20 protein-coding genes are annotated in these 18,413 nt (G+C 70.3%); 7 read left to right on the top strand and 13 right to left on the bottom strand.

The genetic code is table 11. The features are described 5' to 3' along the window. Positions 1-27 precede the first annotated feature (27 nt). Positions 28-849, top strand: a complete 822-nt coding sequence (locus AC07NB_RS16395) for an alpha/beta hydrolase family protein (RefSeq protein ID WP_494572338.1) — start codon at positions 28-30, stop codon at positions 847-849. Between the two features lie 9 nt (positions 850-858). Here AC07NB_RS16395 and pgeF read toward each other — a convergent pair whose 3' ends face one another. From pgeF to lgt, 3 genes are read right to left on the bottom strand one after another with little or no spacing between them, the layout of a single operon-like run. After that, positions 859-1,629, bottom strand: a complete 771-nt coding sequence (gene pgeF, locus AC07NB_RS16390) for a peptidoglycan editing factor PgeF (protein ID WP_494572339.1) — start codon at positions 1,627-1,629, stop codon at positions 859-861. Between the two features lie 2 nt (positions 1,630-1,631). Then, on the bottom strand, positions 1,632-2,705 hold the full coding sequence (locus AC07NB_RS16385; protein ID WP_494572340.1) for a class I SAM-dependent methyltransferase: 1,074 nt from the start codon (positions 2,703-2,705) through the stop codon (positions 1,632-1,634). Between the two features lie 4 nt (positions 2,706-2,709). Next, the gene (lgt, locus tag AC07NB_RS16380) at positions 2,710-3,570 is read right to left on the bottom strand and encodes a prolipoprotein diacylglyceryl transferase (RefSeq protein ID WP_494572341.1); all 861 of its coding nucleotides are present in this window, start codon (positions 3,568-3,570) and stop codon (positions 2,710-2,712) included. A gap of 181 nt (positions 3,571-3,751) precedes the next feature. Between lgt and AC07NB_RS16375 the strand changes: the two genes are divergently transcribed. The 3 genes from AC07NB_RS16375 (at position 3,752) to proC (ending at position 5,400) form a co-directional block, all read left to right on the top strand. Beyond that, the gene (locus AC07NB_RS16375) at positions 3,752-4,027 is read left to right on the top strand and encodes an accessory factor UbiK family protein (protein ID WP_291834207.1); all 276 of its coding nucleotides are present in this window, start codon (positions 3,752-3,754) and stop codon (positions 4,025-4,027) included. A gap of 64 nt (positions 4,028-4,091) precedes the next feature. After that, complete coding sequence (locus tag AC07NB_RS16370) at positions 4,092-4,595, top strand: type III secretion system chaperone family protein (protein ID WP_291834181.1); 504 nt, start codon at positions 4,092-4,094, stop codon at positions 4,593-4,595. A gap of 4 nt (positions 4,596-4,599) precedes the next feature. After that, a complete protein-coding gene (gene proC / locus AC07NB_RS16365; protein WP_494572342.1) occupies positions 4,600-5,400 on the top strand; it encodes a pyrroline-5-carboxylate reductase in 801 nt (266 codons plus the stop codon). Here proC and AC07NB_RS16360 read toward each other — a convergent pair. From AC07NB_RS16360 to AC07NB_RS16350, 3 genes are all read right to left on the bottom strand, one after another. Then, positions 5,397-5,888: a hypothetical protein gene (locus AC07NB_RS16360; protein ID WP_291834186.1), complete on the bottom strand. Its 492-nt coding sequence runs from the start codon at positions 5,886-5,888 to the stop codon at positions 5,397-5,399. The genes proC and AC07NB_RS16360 overlap by 4 nt on opposite strands. Before the next feature lie 81 nt (positions 5,889-5,969). Next, complete coding sequence (locus tag AC07NB_RS16355) at positions 5,970-7,313, bottom strand: ATP-binding protein (protein WP_291834189.1); 1,344 nt, start codon at positions 7,311-7,313, stop codon at positions 5,970-5,972. Between the two features lie 7 nt (positions 7,314-7,320). Then, complete coding sequence (locus tag AC07NB_RS16350) at positions 7,321-8,052, bottom strand: response regulator (protein ID WP_291834193.1); 732 nt, start codon at positions 8,050-8,052, stop codon at positions 7,321-7,323. Between the two features lie 88 nt (positions 8,053-8,140). Here AC07NB_RS16350 and AC07NB_RS16345 point away from each other — a divergent pair, with 88 nt between their 5' ends. Continuing rightward, positions 8,141-9,019 (top strand): branched-chain amino acid aminotransferase, encoded by an 879-nt coding sequence (locus AC07NB_RS16345; RefSeq protein WP_291834196.1) that lies wholly within the window; start codon positions 8,141-8,143, stop codon positions 9,017-9,019. Positions 9,020-9,029: 10 nt separating this feature from the next. Here the strand turns inward: AC07NB_RS16345 and AC07NB_RS16340 are convergent, their stop codons facing one another. Beyond that, positions 9,030-9,938, bottom strand: a complete 909-nt coding sequence (locus AC07NB_RS16340; protein WP_494572343.1) for a DUF4349 domain-containing protein — start codon at positions 9,936-9,938, stop codon at positions 9,030-9,032. Positions 9,939-10,138: 200 nt separating this feature from the next. On the opposite strand from AC07NB_RS16340, the gene AC07NB_RS16335 reads away from it, so the two are divergent. Continuing rightward, positions 10,139-11,404, top strand: coding sequence for a NupC/NupG family nucleoside CNT transporter (locus AC07NB_RS16335; RefSeq protein ID WP_291834202.1), 1,266 nt, complete (start codon positions 10,139-10,141; stop codon positions 11,402-11,404). A gap of 17 nt (positions 11,405-11,421) precedes the next feature. Then, positions 11,422-12,042: a glutathione S-transferase family protein gene (locus AC07NB_RS16330; RefSeq protein ID WP_494572344.1), complete on the top strand. Its 621-nt coding sequence runs from the start codon at positions 11,422-11,424 to the stop codon at positions 12,040-12,042. 114 nt (positions 12,043-12,156) lie between these two features. Here the strand turns inward: AC07NB_RS16330 and AC07NB_RS16325 are convergent, their stop codons facing one another. From AC07NB_RS16325 to AC07NB_RS16300, 6 genes are read right to left on the bottom strand one after another with little or no spacing between them, the layout of a single operon-like run. Continuing rightward, on the bottom strand, positions 12,157-13,170 hold the full coding sequence (locus AC07NB_RS16325; RefSeq protein WP_494572345.1) for a Rieske 2Fe-2S domain-containing protein: 1,014 nt from the start codon (positions 13,168-13,170) through the stop codon (positions 12,157-12,159). Further along, positions 13,167-14,330, bottom strand: a complete 1,164-nt coding sequence (locus AC07NB_RS16320) for an ATP-grasp domain-containing protein (RefSeq protein WP_494572346.1) — start codon at positions 14,328-14,330, stop codon at positions 13,167-13,169. The genes AC07NB_RS16325 and AC07NB_RS16320 overlap by 4 nt, the downstream gene beginning before the upstream one ends. Continuing rightward, a complete protein-coding gene (locus tag AC07NB_RS16315; protein ID WP_494572347.1) occupies positions 14,323-15,582 on the bottom strand; it encodes a cell division protein FtsA in 1,260 nt (419 codons plus the stop codon). Before AC07NB_RS16315 ends, AC07NB_RS16320 begins: the two co-directional genes overlap by 8 nt. Further along, a complete protein-coding gene (locus AC07NB_RS16310; RefSeq protein WP_494572348.1) occupies positions 15,569-16,414 on the bottom strand; it encodes an MBL fold metallo-hydrolase in 846 nt (281 codons plus the stop codon). Before AC07NB_RS16310 ends, AC07NB_RS16315 begins: the two co-directional genes overlap by 14 nt. Then, positions 16,411-17,400, bottom strand: a complete 990-nt coding sequence (locus AC07NB_RS16305) for an NAD-dependent epimerase/dehydratase family protein (RefSeq protein WP_494572349.1) — start codon at positions 17,398-17,400, stop codon at positions 16,411-16,413. Before AC07NB_RS16305 ends, AC07NB_RS16310 begins: the two co-directional genes overlap by 4 nt. Continuing rightward, positions 17,397-18,392 (bottom strand): 3-oxoacyl-[acyl-carrier-protein] synthase III C-terminal domain-containing protein, encoded by a 996-nt coding sequence (locus tag AC07NB_RS16300; RefSeq protein WP_492313699.1) that lies wholly within the window; start codon positions 18,390-18,392, stop codon positions 17,397-17,399. Before AC07NB_RS16300 ends, AC07NB_RS16305 begins: the two co-directional genes overlap by 4 nt. Positions 18,393-18,413: the final 21 nt, after the last annotated feature.

Here is an 18,413-nt window from a genome sequence, read left to right as displayed (position 1 = left end):
TCCGACGCCTTCTCGAGCCCCCGCCGCGTGGAAGTCACGCGCGGTGACGGAACCACCATCGATATCGTGGTCTGGGACCGGGGCGAGGGAACCAACGCCGCCACCCTGGTTCTGGGCGGTTCGGACTGCAAGGCGGGCGAGCACCGCCAATGGACGCGCCGCGTCGTCGATGGCGCCCCCACCCGCTGGGTCGTGGCGGTCGACAAGGAAGGCGCGGGCGCTGACGCCAACATCTGCGGTCCGACCTATGAGCAGACCTCGGTCGAATCCCAGCGCGCGCTGGACGTTATTCGCGCCATGACCCGGCTGAAGCGCGAACTGGGGCTGCCGGCCTCCGGCGGTTTCCAGATCATCGCGACCTCGTCGGGGGGCATGGCGGCCTGCGGCGCGGCGGGCGCGACGACCGATGTCGCCGCCCTGGCCCTGCTGAGCACGGCCGGCGGCGCCGCTTTCGAAGCGGACATGCGGCAGGTGACCCAAGACAGCGGCGGCGGCTTCGCGGCGCAGATGGAGCGCGTGCGGACCGACCCTCGTATGGGCCAGACCTGGCTGGGTCAGAGCAATCCGGAAATCTGGTGGTGGTCGGCGCTGCCTCTGGATTGCACGGGGCAACTGGATGGCTGGCAGGGGGCGGTGATGATCGTCCATGGGAGCGCGGACACGGCCTCACCGGTCTCGTCGGCGCGCCTTCTGGCGGAAACCCTCGCGCAGCGCCCCGGCGTCACCGTGGACTATCGCGAAATGGAAGGGGCGGGGCATGGCCTGTTCATTACCGCGCCCGACAAACCGCAGGGCGGCGACGGACTGGATATCGCGCTCGGATGGTTGTCGGCGCGGGCGGCGCATTAGGCCGGGCCTTCAGCCCAGGCTGATCGCGCTCATCAGGCGGCCGAAGTCCGGCTCGGCGTTCAGATAGGCCCGGCGGTTCGAGAAGAACTGCACCGCGTCCGCTCGGGTGTCGTGGCCGGTCCAGGCCGCCTCGCCCACGCCGGCCTGCTCCAGGCGCCACAGGACGAAGGCGGGCAGGTCGAACAGGCGTTTGTCGGCGGCGGAGCCGGGGCAGAAGAAGCGTTCGCTGCCCGGATCGTGGTGGGCGAAGCGTTCCTCGAAATCCGCGCCGACTTCATATGACGCCTGGGCGATGCAGGGCCCGACGACGGCGACCATGCGCGACGGCTGGGCTCCCAGGGCCTGCATGGCGGCGACGGTGGAATGGACGATGCCGCCCAGCGCGCCCTTCCAGCCCGCATGGGCCGCGCCGACGATCCCGGCGTCCGGATCGGCCAGCAACACGGGGGCGCAGTCGGCGGTCAGGACGCCGCAGATGACGCCGGGCGCGGCGGTGACCGTGGCGTCGCCCTCTGGCCGCTCCCCCTTCCAGCCGGCCTCGGCCACGCGGGCCACGGCGGAATGGATCTGGTAGCAGGCGGCCAGGTCGTCCGGCAGGCCGCTCATGTGGGCGGCGATCCGGCGGCGGTTTTCGGCGACGGCGGCGGCGTCATCCGTAGAGCCCAAGCCAGCGTTCAGGCTGTCGTAAATGCCGCTGGAGACGCCGCCCTGCCGCGTGAAGAAGCCGTGGCGGATGCCCGCGCGGTCCAGCAGCGGATGTCGGATCGGCTCCAGCGACATGATCAGTCCTCGAACCCGGGAACCACCAGGGTATGCGGAGAGAAGATCGCGCAGGCCTTGAACAGGGTTCCCATCTGGTCGTCGCCGGTCAGGCGCCCCAGCTGGCGGTCGATGACCGGGGCGGCGTCGGGGCGGCCGGACTTCAGCCGCTCGGCGCGGTGCTCGATGCCCAGCAGCTTCAGGAACTCGCCCTGGCCCAGGCAGCCGGTCACGTCGGCGCCTGCATGGACGGCGGCTTCCAGCACGATGGGGAAGTCGGCCCATTGAGTCAGGTCGGCCTCACCCGGATCGGCCAGGGGATCGACCTTCTGGTGGCGGCGCAGGGCCTGCAGGGTGTCGCCGGCCTCGGGCTTGGCGCGGCCGTAGTCGATCAGCAGGGCGGCGCCCGAGGCGGCCTTGACCAGGGTCGCCAGATCGCGGCCGAAGCCCGCCTGCTGCTCGGAAATCTCGAGGGTCTGGCCGGGCTCGACCTCATAGGCGGGCCGTTTGAAGCCGCCGGTGATCTTCACCAGTCCGAATTGCAGCGCGCCGTCGTCGGTGACGCCCACGCGGCGCTCGGCCCAGCCGTCCTCGGTGCGCACGAACTGGCGGGCGGGCAGGCAGTCCAGCACCTCATTGGCGATCAGGATCACGGGGGCGTCGGTCTCGACCCGGTCCAGGGCCGAGACCCAGCGCGGATGCACGTCGCTGTCGGCCAGCATGCGGGCCTGGGCGGCGCGCAGAGGGGCGCTGGGCTCGATCAGGATCAGGTCGACCGCTTCGAGGAAGTCCGGGGCCAGACGGGCGGCGCGCAGGGCGTCGGCCATCAGGGTGCCGTCGCCGGGGCCGACCTCGACCAGCCGCACCCGTTCGGGCGCGCCCAGCCGACGCCACAGCTCGATGGCCCACAGGCCGATCAGCTCGCCGAACATCTGGCTGATCATCGGCGCGGTAATGAAGTCGCCGGTCGCGCCGATGGCGGGCCGCGTGGCGTAGTAACCGCCCTGCGGATCATGCAGGCAGCGGGTCACGAAGTCGGCCACCGTCATCGGCCCGGTGAGGGCGATCTCGCGCGCCAGCCGTTCCTTCAGGCTCATGGCGTCAGGCCGAGACGGGCGGGCGGCTCCAGGCGCGCCAGATCAGCCAGGCTCCGACCAGCATCATCGGCGTCGACAGGATCATCCCCATGGTGAGGCCGAGCGGCAGATGGTCCAGACCGGCGTCCGGCTGGCGCACCGTTTCCAGCGTGGCGCGGATCAGGCCGTAGCCCAGCAGGAACAGGCCGGTGACGTAGCCCGGCTTGCGCAGCAGGCCGACCTTCCAGATGGCGAAGGCCAGCAGGCCGAACAGGAAGATCCCCTCCAGCCCGGCCTCGTACAGCTGGCTGGGGTGGCGCGGTTCATTGCCCGCGGGGCAGAAGCCGTACATCCGCTGGATGCTGTCGTTGCAGAAGCGGACGGCCCAGGGGACGGTCGTCTCGCGGCCCCAGAGCTCGCCGTTGATGAAGTTGGCCAGGCGGCCGAACATCAGGCCGAAGGGCGCGGCGGCCAGGGCCACGTCGCCCACGCTCAGGATGCGCACCTTCGAGCGCAGGGCGAAGACCACCACGGCCAGGGTGCAGCCCAGCAGGCCGCCGTGGAAGGACATGCCGCCGTCCCACAGCCGGAACAGGGCGAAGTTGTCGGGGCCCATGAACAGCTGCCCGTACAGGTGCGGCTGATAGAACAGGGCGTAGCCGAGACGGCCGCCCAGGATGATGCCGAGGGTGACCCACAGGACCAGGTCGTCCAGCTGCTGAGTGTTGATCGGCGCCTTGCCGGGCGCCCACAAGCGGTCCGTCTTGATGATGCGGGCGGCGTACCACCACCCCAGGACGATGCCCGCCACATAGGCGAGGGCGTACCAGCGGATATCCAGCGGGCCGATGCTGATCAGCACCGGATCGAACTCGGGAAATTGCACGGGCGCTCCTGACGGCGTTTCCTCGGAAACGTGGTTTAGCAAGCGTCGCCGATCCCGTCCCCGAAATTTCCGTAACGCCGGATCGGCGCTTTCGCCGCATGCTCGACAAGGTTTCGTTCACCATATCGGCTCAACCTTCATTAACGATGCTCGCCAGTGTGAGTCGGAGCGCCTGAAAGCCATGCAGACCCGTAATCCCTTCCTCGATGAGTTCTCCAAACTGACCACCGGCGCCATGGGACTGGCCCAGGCGGCGGGCGAGGAAGCCAAGACCGCCATGCGCGCCCAGGCCGACCGTTTCGTCGCCGAAATGGACCTTGTACGGAGAGACGAGTTCGACGCGCTGAAGGCGGAAGTCACGGCTTTGCGTGCGGAAATTGCCGCCCTGAAGGCCCCGAAGACGCCTCGTAAGGGAACGTCCACAGCGTCGGTTCCCCCTCAGGACGCAGCCGGTTGAGCCGAATCTGCGAACCCGCCTACGGTTCCTTAACAGGGCGTGAGTCGCGCCCAAGGAAGACTTGATGGACGCCGCGCGGCCCGAAGAAATCGACACGCCCTACGATCCTCTGGACGTGGTCGAGCATGTGCTGGTGGCGGAAAACCTTCCGTTCGACCGGACCGACGAGGGCGATCTGGCCTTCTCGCTGGCCGGCGACTGGAAGGACTATGAGCTGTGGTTCGCCTGGCGTCCGGAGGGCGACTGCCTTCAACTGTGCTGCGCGCTGGACCTGCAGGCCGCCAAGTCGAAACGCACCGCCGCCTATGAACTGGTCGGCCTGATCAACCAGCGCACCTGGATGGGCCATTTCGAGGTCTGGGCCGAGGACGGCGAAATCGTCTTCCGCCATTCGCTGGCCCTGCCGCTGGGCGAGCGTCCGACCCTGGCCCAGGCCGCGTCGATGATTGACGCCGCGGTGGAAGCCGCCGACCGCTACTATCCGGCCTTCGACTTCATGATCCGCGGATCGAAGAAGCCGCAGGAGGCGATCGACGCCTGCCTGTTCGAGACGGTCGGCACCGCCTGATCCCATGACCTCCGATGTCTCCCGTGACGGCCTGGTCCTGGTGGGCTGCGGCCGTCTGGGTTCGGCCATGCTCGAGGGCTGGCTGGCGACCGGCGCGGTCGAGGCGCGCGACCTGATCATCCTGACGCCGTCCGAGAAGCCCGCCGCCGAGGCGGCGCGGGCCCTTGGCGCGCGGATCAATCCGCCCCTGGACGTCCTGCGCCCGGCGAAGACCGTGGTGCTGGCGGTGAAGCCGGCGATGTGGCGCGAAGTCCTGGCGCCGCTGGCGCCGTATCTGAATCCCGAAGCCGTGCTGCTGTCCGTGATGGCGGGCGTGCGGGCGGACGACCTTTTCGCCGCCGCAGGACGTCCGGTGGCGCGGATCATGCCGACCACGGCGGTGGCGCAAGGGCAGGGCGTGGCGGCGGTCTGGTCTGAAGACGCGCGCGCCCTCAGGGCGGCGCAGGCCCTGTTCGCTCCGGTGGCCGATGTGGCGCCGCTGGAGGACGAGGGACTGATGGACGCGGCGACCGCCGTGGCCGGGTCGGCTCCCGCCTTCATCTACGCCTTCGTGCAGGCGCTGGCGGACGCCGGCGTGGCGCAAGGCCTGTCGCCGGAGGCGGCGGCGCGTCTGGCGCGGGGCGCGTTGCGCTCGGCGGGCGCCGGACTGGAGACGGGGGAGGGGCTGGACGCCCTGATCGCCCGCATCGCCTCGCCGGGGGGCACGACCCGGGCGGGGCTGGACGCAATGGCCGACAGCGGCGACCTGAAGCGCGCGGCCGAGGCCGCCATCAGGGCCGCCGTGGACCGGGCGCGATCATTCTAGCGGTTGACGTAACGCCCCGTGGCGAGGTTCGAACTGAACCGGCGGAAGGCGCGGTCGGCGTCCTGCCAGGTGGTGAAGCCGCGCACATCCGCGAGCGTGTTCGAGAACCACTCATAACGCACCGGCTGGACCGTGCCGTCGGCCAGGGTGATCTGGCCCTCGATCTCCGCGCCGCCGATGGAAATGCTGCGCATCGGGTCGAGCCCGGGGCGTTCCGAGATCTGCTGGAAGGTCGGACGGTTGGGCTTGAGATCGGTCAGGACCAGATCGATCCGCGCGCCGTTCAGGGCGGGCGTCTCGGCGACGGCCTGGGTCACGAGCTGAACCAGCCGGTCGGACTGCTCACGCACTTCGCGCGGGCCCAGTTCTTCGACCTTGTCCTGCAGCTGGGCGCCGACGGTCACGTTGACCGAGGCCGGTTCGGCCAGGGCGGCGCCGGCGAGGGCGGCGGTTACGGCGAATGGAACGATAAAGGTGAGATTGCGCATGGTCAGGCTCTCCAGATCGCCCCCGATCCGTCCATAAAATGGGCCTAGTGGCCCCGCTTCGCAATGCCCGCGCGGCGGGGCCTAGCCCGGCAGGCGGATCACAGCGCGCAGGCCGCCCATGTCGCTGCGTTCCAGGGTGATGTCGCCGCCGTGGCCGCGCGCCACGTCGCGCGCGATCGCCAGACCCAGGCCGACGCCCTTGTGGTTCTGGTTGCGGGAGTCGTCCAGGCGCGAGAAGGGCCGGAAGGCCTCTTCGTGCATGTCGTCGGGAATGCCCGGGCCGTCATCCTCGATGGCGATCTCGAGGCCGCCGGAGGGCAGGGGGCGGGCGCTGAGCCGCACATGTTCGCCGTGGGCGGCGGCGTTGCCCGCCAGGTTGCTGATCGCGCGCTTGAAGGCCAGCGGGCGAAGCGAGGCGGTCAGGTCTTCGGGCGCGCTCACCTCGACCTCGGCGCCGGCGCGGCGGGCGTCCTCGCCGGCGGCGGTCAGCAGGCCGGCGATGGAGATCTCCTGCGCGGGCTCCCCGGCCTCGCCGCGGGCGAAGGCCAGGTATTCGTCGATCATGTGCTCCATCTCGTCCATGTCGCCGCGCATGGCCTCGGCGCGCTTGAACGGAGGAGCGAGGGCCAGTTCCAGCCGCAGGCGGGTCAGGGGTGTGCGCAGGTCGTGGCTGACCGAGGCCAGCAGGGCGGTGCGCTGGTCGATATGGCGCTGGATGCGGTCGCGCATGTTCATGAAGGCCTGGGCCGCGGCCCGGACCTCGCGCGCGCCCGAGGGCTTGAAGCGTTCGCGCGGCTCGCCCCGGCCGAAGGCCTCCGCCGCCTCGGCCAGCCGCTCGATGGCGCGCACCTGGTTGCGGATGAACAGGATGGCGACACCCATCAGCAGGACGGTGGCGACCAGCAGCCACAGGACGAAGATGTGGGCCTGGGTCGCCACCGCGCGCTCCCGCGGGGCGATGATGCGCAGTACGCCCTGCGGCTGCTGCACCCGGATATCGACGTAGGCGGGGTAGCGCGTGGTGTCGAACCAGACCGGCTGGTCGATCCGCGCCTTCAGCGCCTTCTCCAGGGTGCGGTCGATGACCCCGATGGCGCCGCGCCGCCTGTCGCGGGGCAGGACCTCGCCCTCCTGCAGCGCGATGGACAGGGACATGGAGCGCTGCGCCCGCTCGGCGATGACGTCCAGGTTCTGAGGCGTCGGATCGTCGGCGTAGCTTTCGGCGGCCCAGGCGATATCGCCCGCCAGCCCGTCGGACAGGCGCGCGGTCACCGTCTGCCAGTGCATGTCGAAGAAGGCCCAGGTCACGGCCACCTGCATGACCAGCACCGGCAGGACGATGATCAGCAGCGACCGGCCCCACAGCGAGGTCGGCAGGCGCCGCTTCAGGAAGCGCGGCCACAAGGTCGCGGGCAGAAGCCGCATGACGCGATCAGTCCGGAGCCAGCATGTAGCCGATGCCGCGCACGGTCTGGAGGTAGCGCGGGTTCTTGGGGTCGGCTTCCAGTTTGCGGCGCAGGCGGGTGACCTGCACGTCCACGGCGCGGCCGGTGATGTCGGCGGTGTCGGGCGACAGGCTCATGCGCTCCACCGGGGCGTGGGCGTGGATGGCCAGGGTCTTCAGAAGCTGGGCCTCGGCCTCGGTCAGGCGCTGGGGCTTGCCGTCCTTGAGCAGTTCCAGCCGCTCCATGTCGAACACCGCCGGTCCCAGCTTGATCTCGCGCGGGGTCAGCGGCTTGCCGCCGGTGCGGCGCAGGATGGCGTCGATGCGCAGGGCCAGTTCGCGCGGATCGAACGGCTTGGACATGTAGTCGTCGGCGCCGCGGGACAGTCCTTCGATACGATCATCCGGATCGCCGCGGGCGGTCAGCAGCAGGACGGGGGTCTTGGAGGTCTCGGCCTTCGACCGAATCCAGGTCGTCAGGTCGAAGCCGCTTTCACCGGGCATCATAACGTCCAGCACGATCAGGTCGAATTCGATCAGTTCGACAAGACGCTTGGCGGCCGCCGCGTGGGCGGCGCCGGTGACCCGATAACCCTCGCGGGTGAGGAATTCTTTCAGCAGCTCACGGATGCGGTCGTCGTCGTCGACGACCAGCAGGTGACGGCCTGCGCCGGGTCCGGCGATGGGGCCCGAGCGGCCATAGGCGCGAACGTCGCTCATGCGGATGCGACCTCAGAGGCGCGACAGGCGTTGACCTGAGCGATTCCGGCGGGTCTAACCCGAGTGATTTCGCGGGAGACGTTCTTCAATGGCCTTCGTTCCTTTCGACGATCGTGACGGTTGGATCTGGATGGACGGCGATTTCGTGCCCTGGCGGGAAGCGAAAACGCACGTTTTGACCCATGCCCTTCATTACGGCTCGTCGGTCTTCGAGGGTGAGCGTATGTATGGCGGCGAAATCTTCAAGCTGACGCCGCACTCGGAACGTCTGCAACGCTCCGCGAACCTGCTGGATTTTGATCTTCCCTATAGCGTGGCCGAGATCGACGCCGCCTGCAAGGAAACCTGCGAAAAGATGGGACTTTCGGACTGCTATGTGCGTCCGGTGGCCTATCGCGGGCCGGAGCAGGTCAGCGTCTCGACGATCAACAACAAGACCCACGTGGCCATCGCCGTGTGGGAGTGGCCCAGCTACTTCGATCCGGAGACCAAGGCGAAGGGGATCCGCCTGGAGTGGGCCAAGTGGCGCCGCCCGGACCCCGCCACCGCCCCGTCGGCGGCCAAGGCCGCAGGCCTGTACATGATCTGCACCATGTCCAAGACCGCCGCCGAGAAGCGCGGCTATTCGGACGCGATGATGCTGGACTGGCGCGGATATGTCGCCGAGGCGACCGGCGCCAACGTCTTCTTCGTCCAGGACGGCGTGCTGCACACCCCGCCCATCGACGCGATCCTGGACGGCATCACCCGCCAGACGGTGATCGAAATGGCCAAGGCCAAGGGCATCGAGGTGATCGTGCGCCATATCCGCCCGGAAGAACTGGCGACCTTCAGCGAATGCTTCCTGACGGGCACGGCCGCCGAGGTGACGCCGGTGAGCGAAGTCGGCGAATACCGCTTCACCCCCGGCGCCCTCAGCCTCGGCCTGATGGAAGACTACGGCAAGCTGGTGCGCGGCCAGCTCTGACGCGACCGCTTCAGGCGGCGACGCGGACTTTGCGCCGCCGCACCACCGCCCACCAGACCGCGCTGCCGATCACGGCGACGGGCAGCAGCACCGATCCCATCGTGATCAGCAGCGCCAGCATGCCCATGGACAGGCCGAACGCATCCTGAAGCGCGCGGGCGACCGGTCGGGTCGGGCTGCCGGCGGCCATGACCCCGCCCTCGCGGTAGTCGATGGTCAGGCGCGCGGTCAGGACGCGGTCGTTCAGCGCGCGCAACTCGATCTGCTGGGCGTCCTGCTGGCGTTGCAGGTCGGCGATCTGACGTTCGATCTCCAGGCGCTGATCCACTGTTCCGCCCTGACGGCGCTGGAGGTCGCGGATACGCTCGGCGATCGTGGCGGTGGTCGCCGATCCGGTCTGGGCCACGTCGATGTCGCGGGTGACGTTCTCCCCTTCGGTGATCGAGCTTTCCAGTCGTCCGCCGGCGTTGCGGGCGTCCAGCGCCAGACCGGAGCGGAAGCGGTTGATCCATTCAGGCTGGCCGCGCAGTTCCAGCCTGCCGCCGGCCTGGCGCGAGGCCCAGTCCGAGTTGGCCGAGACGACCTGACAATAGCCGGCTCCTGCGGAGGCGCAGGCGAGCTCGTGCCGGCTCATCATCTCGGCCCCCCGGTCCTTGGGCGCGGACAAGACGTAACCGAAGGCGTAGGCGATGCGGGCCACGGGGGCGAGCGGCGCGGAAGCCTGGGTGGGTTGCGGGGTGATCTGCTGCACGGTCGGCATCGTGTTGGTCCGCGCGGCGCGGTTCGCGACCGCGGACGGTTCAGCGGAGACTCCCTCAGGAGCGTCAGAGGCGCGGTCGAAGCCCTCGGTCGCGGGTTCTTGTCCGCAGGCGGACAACGTCAGTGCGCCGGCGGCGGCCAGCATCAGAGCCCTACGCATGTCATTTCTCCCAGTCGCCGTGATGATCACGGTTCCGTGATGGCGCGCCCGGATCGGGGCGAAGTGTGGACGGGAGAAGAGCGGAAGCGTGGCCTTATGCGGCCAGATTTCGGACCGGGTTGACGCTCCGCTTGCCAGACGCGGCGGCGTGGCGTTCAACGGGCTGAAGGGGCCGACGGGGAGTCGGTCGGGGAAGATCGATGTTCAGCCTGCTGAATCTCCAGAGCCTGCTTGGCCTTGTCGTCATCGTGGCGGCCTGCTGGGGCCTGTCCGAGAACAAGCGCGCCTTCCCCTGGAAGCTGGCGATCGGCGCGATCATCGTGCAGGCGGCGCTGGTGCTGGTGCTGTTCAATCCGGCTTCGGGCGGGGTCCTGCACGCGGTGAACGGCGCCGTGGACGGTCTGGCCAAGGCGACGCGCGAGGGCACGAACTTCGTCTTCGGCTATCTGGCCGGCGAGGAGTATCCGCAGCCCTATGCGGTGCAGAACCAGCAGGGCCTGTTCACCTTCGCCTTCCAGGTCCTGCCGCTGATCCTGGTGATCTCCGCCCTGTCGGCCCTGCTCTGGCACTGGAAGATCCTGAAGTGGATCACCTATGGCTTCGGCATCCTGTTCCAGAAGACGATGGGGCTGGGCGGGGCTTCGGCGCTGGCGGTGGCGGCCAACATCTTCCTGGGCATGATCGAGAGCCCGATCGTGATCCGCGCCTATCTGGACAAGCTGACCCGGTCGGAGCTGTTCCTGATGATGGTGGTCGGTTTGGCGACGGTGGCCGGTTCGACCATGGTGGCCTACGCCCTGATGCTGGAAAGCACCCTGACCAACGCCGCGGGGCACGTGCTGGTCGCCTCGATCATTTCGGCGCCGGCGGGCATCCTGCTGGCCCGCATCATCATTCCGGAGACGGCCGGCGAGGGCGGCGCCTTCGCCGAGTATGACTCGCCCCTGAAGTACGACAGCGCCATCGACGCCATCGTGAAGGGCACGTCTGACGGCCTGATGGTGGTGCTGAACATCTCGGCGGTGCTGATCGTCTTTGTGGCGCTGGTGGCCCTGGTGAACATCATGGTCGGTGCGATCTTCCCTGGCATCAGCGTTGAATGGCTGTTGAGCTGGATCTTCGCCCCGGTCGCCTGGCTGACGGGCGTCGAATGGTCGGATGCCCGGGAGGCGGGCCTGTTGCTGGGCGTCAAACTGACCCAGACCGAGTTCAAGGCCTTCATGGAACTGGGCGCCGTGCCGGGCGGAGCCATAAGCGAGCGCACCCGTATGCTGCTGACCTACGCCCTGTGCGGCTTCGCCAACATCGGTTCGGTGGGCATCACCGTGACCGGCCTGTCCGTGCTGATGCCCGAGCGACGGGAAGAGGTTCTGGGACTGGTGTGGAAGGCGCTGTTCGCGGGCTTCCTGGCCACCCTGATGAGCGCCGCCATTGTCGGCGCGATGCCGGCCTCCATATTCGGCTGAACCGAAAGGCCGATCACATGAAGCTCTACACCTCGCACCGCGCCCCCAACCCGCGCCGCGTGCGCTGGGTCATGGCCGAAAAGGGCGTCCAGGACGTCGAACTGGTCGAGATCGACATCATGGTCGGCGAGCACCGGACGCCCGAGTACCGGGCAAGGGTCGGCGTGCCGCATGTGCCCGCGCTGGAGCTGAAGGACGGCACGACGATCTCGGAATCGGTCGCCATCTGCCGCTATCTGGAGTCGGTCTATCCCGAGCCCAACCTGTTCGGACGTGACGCCAGCGAGCAGGCGGTGATCGAGATGTGGACCCGCCGCTGCGAGTTCTACCTGGCCAATCCGATCATGCTGAACGTGCGCCACTCGCACCCGGCCCTGGTCGCGCTGGAGGCCACGCAGGTGCCGCAGGTGGCCGACTACAACCGGCTGGCGGCCGAGAAATTCATGCGCACCCTCGACCGTCGTCTGGCGGACCACGAGTTCATCGCCGCGGACCGCTTCACCATCGCCGACGTCGTGGCGGTGGTCGGGCTCGATTTCGCGCGGCTGATCAAATACCGGCCGCCCGAGGAGTTCACCCATCTGGCCCGCTGGCTGGAGGCGAGCCGCGCCCGTCCGGCGGCGCAGGCGGGGGTCTGAGCCAGAGCGAAATCGGTTGGGTTGGACGCAGTCCAACTGGGCTCAGATTTCGCTCAAGTTTGATGCTGGACCATTGTTTGGATTCAGGTCGATCCGACCTGAAGCAAAAATGGTCTAGAGCCGGCAGTCGAACGGGCCTTCCTCGGCCGGTTCGAGCGTCTGGCCCTGATAGAGCATCGCCACCCGCGGACCGGGGAAGTCGCCGGGACCCTGCAGGAAACGCGGCGCGCCGAAGCGTTCGATGTTGTCCAGCTGGGTGGCCAGGGCGTGCTTGTCCTGAGCCACCACCCGCTCCATGAACAGCCGGATCGCGGCCTGCTTCAGCCAGCCGGGACCGCGCCCCTTCGGCGTGGTGAAGCGGGCGAACAGCCTCAGGGTCGTGGCCGACACCGGGGTGAAGAAGACGGTCACCAGCAGGGTCAGTCCCTTCGGCCCCTCCCACCGCGCCTGGATGATGTTGGGCGCGTGCAGGCGGGTGACGCTGCGCTCGCGCGGCGGCTCCAGCAGGCGGGACATCCAGCCGAGATCCGGTTGCGGCTGGCGGATGATCGATTCCAGCCAGGTCTCGCCGGCGCGGATCGACATGGTCACCGGCATGCGCCGCGTGCTGCGGCGGATGACTCCGTCGTGGACATGGTTGGTATGGAAGGGATCCATGACGTTCTCGAGCGCGTCGAGGGTTCGGCCGCGCCACAGGCCCTGCTCCCACCAGAAGTGATCGTGATCCGCCGCGTCCCAGACGCCGAGGTCGGGCAGGTCCGGTCCGCCGGGCTTGAGCCGCACGAAGACGGCGCCGTTGATCTCCTTCGCCTCGACGGCGGCGGCGGACAGTCGCAGACCCTCTCCCTGGCCCAGATCGCAGCCCGCCACCTCGACGCAGGCGCCGTCCGCCCCGAACCGCCAGCCGTGGTAGGGACACTGGACCGCGCCCTCGACCACCCGGCCTTCGGACAGCGGATAGTTGCGGTGCGGGCAGCGGTCGATCAGGGCCGCGGCCCGCCCGTCCGCGCCGCGGAACAGCGCCAGCGGCGTATCAGCGATCGTGCGGGCCAGCGGCCTGCGCTCCAGTTCGCCGGACAGGGCGGCGATCTGCCAACTGCGGGACAGGCTTTCGGGCAGGGGCGTCACGGGCGGCTCCAGCGGTCAGGAGGCAGCGGCTCGCCGTTCCACTCGATGTCGGCGGTCATGGCGGCGGTCAATGATTGATTCCGATGCAAGGCGCGCAGGGTGAAGCCGAACGTATCCGCCAGCGCCCCCGCCAGAGGCCCCCGGTCGCCGGGCAGGGTCAGGGCGTCGAGGCCGTCGCGCCGCTGATCCCGCCAGGCGGCCAGCCGGCCGCGCGGCAGCCCGTAGCGCCACAGGGCGGGGCCGAGATGCCGGGGCCGATCATCGGGCGTCGCTTCGCCCTGTCCGACCAGCGCCAGGCCGAAGGCGGTGCTGCGCCCGAACAGATGCACGCCGCTGGTCGCACGGGGATTGCACTCGATGAGCCAGGGCTGTCCCTGGTCGTCGACGAGGGCGTCGCAGGCGATCTGGCCAGTCCCGGTCTCGGCGGCCAGAACCTCGGCCATGGCGTGCAGGGCCTCGGCGGTGCGCGCGGGGGCTGGATGGAAGACGTAGGCGGCGCCGCCCGGCAGGCGCCAGTCCGAGGCGTAGGCGGCGAAGGCGGTGATCCGGCCCGCGTGGCAGACGGCGTAGAAGGAGACTTCCTCGCCGACAATGCGGCGCTGGACGACCCACGGCTGCTCCGGCGTCGGCCGGAGCGCCGCCAGATCGGCGGGGGACGGCGAGATCCGCGTCCGGCCGCCGAAGCGCGACCAGACCGGCTTGACCACCACATCCCCCATGGCTGCGACGGCGGCGGCGAGGCCCGCGGGGTCGGTCGTTGTGCGGGTCTCCGGCACGGGGAGGGACAACCGCGCGCACAGGGCGGCGAAGCGGTCCTTGGCGTGCAGGGGCGCCAGCCTGTCTGGACCGGGCGCCAGCAGCCGGTCAGACCAGCCTTCGGCGGCGGCGAGCGCCGAAAGGTGGAAGACCTCCTCGCAGGCCGGGATGATCCAGCGGGGCTCCAGCCGGGCGATCAGGGTGCGGAGGTCGGCGGCGAAGGCGGCGGGCCGGGCCACCGGCGAGGCGTAGCGATGCACCGGCCCGGCGCTGTTCGACCAGCGGGCCAGCCGCGCGGGGACGCAGTCGGCCAGGTGCGGCTCGAACCCGGCGGCGCGCAGGCCGCGGGCGAGATCCAGCGCCGAAACGGCCCGGGCGCCGGTGACCAGGACGCGCTCAGCCATCCGACCAGCGCACGCGGCGGCGTTTGACTTCGACGGGTGGCGGCGGGCCTCCGGCCTCGACCGGGACGGCCACGCCGCGCTCCGCCAGCAGGGCGCGCAGGGCCTCCGACGCTGCATCGACCCGATCCGGCGCGGCCTCGACCACGACACCGGACGGCCCGGCGACGGCGCGCCAGTCCTCGGCGGGCCCCAGGGCGGCGCTGAGCGTCTCCTCCACCGCGCGCGGCGGCATGGCGATCCCGCCCCAGCGCCACAGGTCCTCCAGCCGGCCTTCCACCGGGCGGATCGCCGTCCGGGCCGAGCCGCAGGGGCAGGGGGCGGACAGCGGCTCCAGCATGTCGGGAAGGCGCAGCCGGATCATCGGCTGGGTCGTACGGCGCAGGTCGGTGATGATGGGGAGGAAGCGGTTGGTCCCCGGCACGGGCTCGCGCTCGACGATCAGCACGTCCTCGTTCAGGTGCAGGGTCCCGTGCACGCAGGGCGCGCCGAGGAAGCCCTCGGTGGCCTGGTAGATGGGGGCGGGGCGGCTCTCCAGCGTGGCCTCGATCCAGTCGCGCTCGATCTCGCCCATGGGCTCGGCGCCCCAGAACAGGCGGGCGGGCCGCCAGGGGGCACCGTCCTCCACCCGCCGGGTCAGGTCGGCCAGCACATGGGCCGGGGCGATCAGGATGTGCGGCGCGAAGGCGTCGAGGCGCTCCAGCTTCACCTCGCCCGGGACGTCGAGCCCGAGGAACAGGAAGCGGAAGGGCCCGGCCCCGGACACGTCGCTGTACAGCTTGGACGAGGCGCGCAGGCTGAGGCCGATCCGCTTCTTCCGGAACAGGGCCGACTTGGGCATCAGCCGCGCGATCATATGACCCAGATAGGCGGCCCGTTCGGCCTTGCTGCTGATGAACAGCCCGGGCGCGCCCGACGACCCTGAGGAGAAGCCCGCCACCACGCCGGGCGCGACCTCGCCCGAGCCGCCGGTCTCGGCGCTCCGGGCCGCGGCTTCGGCGGCGGCGCGGGTCAGGCCCAGGGTGTTCCAGCGGTCGAAGGCGTCGCGCACCGCCTGCGGCGACAGGATGGGGAAGGCTTCCAGCGGTTGGCCGGCGAGGTCGGCCACGGCCGGGGTGCGGGCGATGACGGGCGTCATCTGTCGCCACAGCCGGGCCTGCCGCGCGGCGACGGCGGCGGGCGTGGTCAGCCGCGACCCGGTCCAGCGCGCGTCCAGCCAGGCGCGCAGCACGGCGGGACGATCAATCGCCGACATGGGCCGTCTCGGTGGGAACCTCGCCGCAGTGCGACGGGGTCAGCAGCAGTGCGGGATTGCGGTCCCACAGCCCATGCAGGGCGGTCAGGGTGTCGCGCCACGGCCCGGTCTGGCCCAGCAGGGCGGTGGTCAGGCGCGGCGGTGGGACGTTGTCGCGCACGGCCCCGCTCGACCAGGCGGCGTCGGCGATGAGGAAGCGCGTCTGTCCGTCGTCCTGCCGCACCACCAGGCCCCAGTGGCCGGGGCAGTGACCGGGCAGTTGCACCGCCAGCAGGGAACCGTCGCCCAGCACGTCCGCGCCGTCCTCGAACGGCGACAGGTCCGGGCCCAGGGGCAGGCGCGGCCGGTCCTCGAAGAAGACAGCGCGGGCGTTGATGTCGGCCGGGGCCAGGTCGGCCAGCACGCCCTGCCGGACGCGGGCGAACCGGCCCGGCCTGCGCACCTGGTCCAGTCCCGCCCGCGCGCAGAAGATGCGGGCTTTGGGGAACCGCTTCAGCCCCGCGACATGGTCGCCGTGGAAGTGGGAGACGATCACCGCCGTCACCTCCTCGGGCCGAACGCCGAAGCCCGGAAGCTGCTCCGCCACCGTCTCGCCGGGCGGCAGGTCGACCGGGGTCATCCAGCGGTAGAGTACCTCCGGAAAGGCCTTCGTCGCTTCGAAGAAGGCGGGATCATAGCCGGTGTCGAACAGGATCGCGCCTTCGACCGGATGGACGATCAGGGCGGCCAGCGCCGGGAAGACGGCGGGTTTCAGCGATCCGTCGCGGCGGGTCATCACCTCCGGATGCGAACAGGCCCCGGCGCGCAGGATGTGGACCCGGCAGCGGGTCATGCCCGCTCCGCCAGCTTCGGCGCTACCGCCATGGCGGTCTCGACCGCATCATAGCGCGGCTCGTAGCCGATCAGCCGCTTCGCCCCGCTGAGGTCGAAGGTCTGCGACCAGGCCAGGGTCGACAGGGTGTAGGGCGTCAGCATCGGCTCGGGCTGTCCGGGCAACAGGCGGCTGATCGCCTCGGACGCCACCGACAGGACCTGCCCCAGCGCCAGCGGCAGGGGCACGATGCGCACCTCGACGCCCAGTGTCTCGCCCAGCCGCCGGACCAGGTCCGAGATCGGCAGGGGACGGCCCGAGGTGATGTTGACCACCTGCCCCCCGGCGGTCTCGCGATGCTGGTCCGCCAGCAGGAAGGCCCGGGCGGCGTCGCGGCTGTCGGTCAGTTCGACCAGGGCCTTGCCGCCCCGAAACAGCGGGAAGCGGCCCTTCTTCACCAGTTTGAGGATGCGCGGCAGCAGGACCGCATCGTCCGGCCCGATGATGGCGCGGGGGCGAAGCGAGACAGTACGGAAGCCGGGCGCGTCGGCGGCGCGCACCAGCCGCTCGGCCTCGCCCTTGGTGCGGGAATAGGCGTTCAGAGGCTTGGGGTTGGGCGGGCTGTCCTCGGTCAGGCCGGTCTGGTCGCCCCAACGCGCGAAGACGGAAGGCGATGAGACGAAGATGAAGCCGTCCACCCCCGCTCGCCTCGCCGCCGCCAGCAGGCGCCGGGTCAGCTCGACATTGGCCAGTTCGAAGTCCGCATCCGGTCCCCAGGGACTGGATAGGGCGGCGGCGTGGAAGACCACGTCGATATCGCGGCAGGCGGCGTCGGTCTGGTCCAGCAGGTCGCCGCCGAAGGGCTCGGCGCCCATGGCCCTGAGCCGTTCCAGCGCTTCCGGCTTGCGGCCCGAGGCGCGCACGGCGTACCCGGCCTCGACCAGGGCGGCGACCAGCGCCAGGCCCAGTCCGCCGGTGGCGCCGGTGACGAGGGCGTGGCGGCTCATGTGCGGATCACCACGGCGGCGGCGCTGACGCCGGCGGCCGTGCCCAGCAGCAGCACTGTCTTCCCGGAGCCCAGCAGGCCGGTCGCCTGCGCTTCGGCCAGGGCGGTCGGCAGGGAGGCGGCGATCTGGTTGCCGCGGCCGGCGAAGATGTCGATCACCCGCGCCGGATCCCCGCCCATCAGCCGCCGCACGTGCTCGACCCCGGGCGCGCTGGCCTGATGGGGGACGATCACATCGACGGTCTCGCGGGTCAGTCCGGCCTCGCCCAGCACCCGGTCGACCAGGTCGGGCAGGCAACGGGCTGCGGCCTTGAAGATGCCGAAGGCGTCCATGTGGAAGCGCGCGCCCTCGGTCAGGGCCTCAAGCCCGTGCTCGATGCGGATGCGGGTGCCGCCGGAGCGCAGGGTCGCCAGATCCTTGCCGTCGCCATAGGTCTCGAACCCGCGCGCCAGCAGGCCGGGGCCGTTCCGGTCCGCGCCCGCCTCGACGCAGACGGCCGCCGCGCCGTCGCCGAAGATGGCCGCTGCATGCGGCGCCTCCCAGTCCAGACCGGCGGAGGCGATGTCGCTGGATACGATCAGGGCGCGGCGGAAGCGGCCGGTCTCGAATCCCATGGCGGCCACGTCCAGGGCGGCGACGAAGGACAAGCAGGTCTGGTTGACGTCGAAGGCCCAGATGCCGGACTTGCCCAGGCCGAGCGCCTGCTGGATCAGCACCGAGGTCCCGGGGATGGGCTGCTCCATCACCCCGCAGGCGCCGATGATCACGTCCAGGTCGTCGGGCGCCCAACCGGCCATGGCCAGGGCCTCGCGGGCGGCTTCCGCGCCCATGGCCGAGGTGGTTTCGTCGGGCGAGGCGACGCCGCGGACGGCGATCCCGAACTGGCTCTCGGTCCATCCCGGGGCCTGGCCGAAAACCGCGTCCAGCGCCGTGGAGGGGCGTTGTTCGCGCGGCGCGCAGGTCCCGAATCCGGTCAGCGTCATCGGCGTCATGGCCAAAGGCTTAGCCTCGCG

The sequence above is a fragment of the Brevundimonas sp. GW821-FHT09G01 genome (assembly GCF_059416065.1).
The sequence above is the reverse complement of the archived record's forward strand: the minus strand, read 5'-3'. Positions and strand labels throughout refer to the sequence as shown.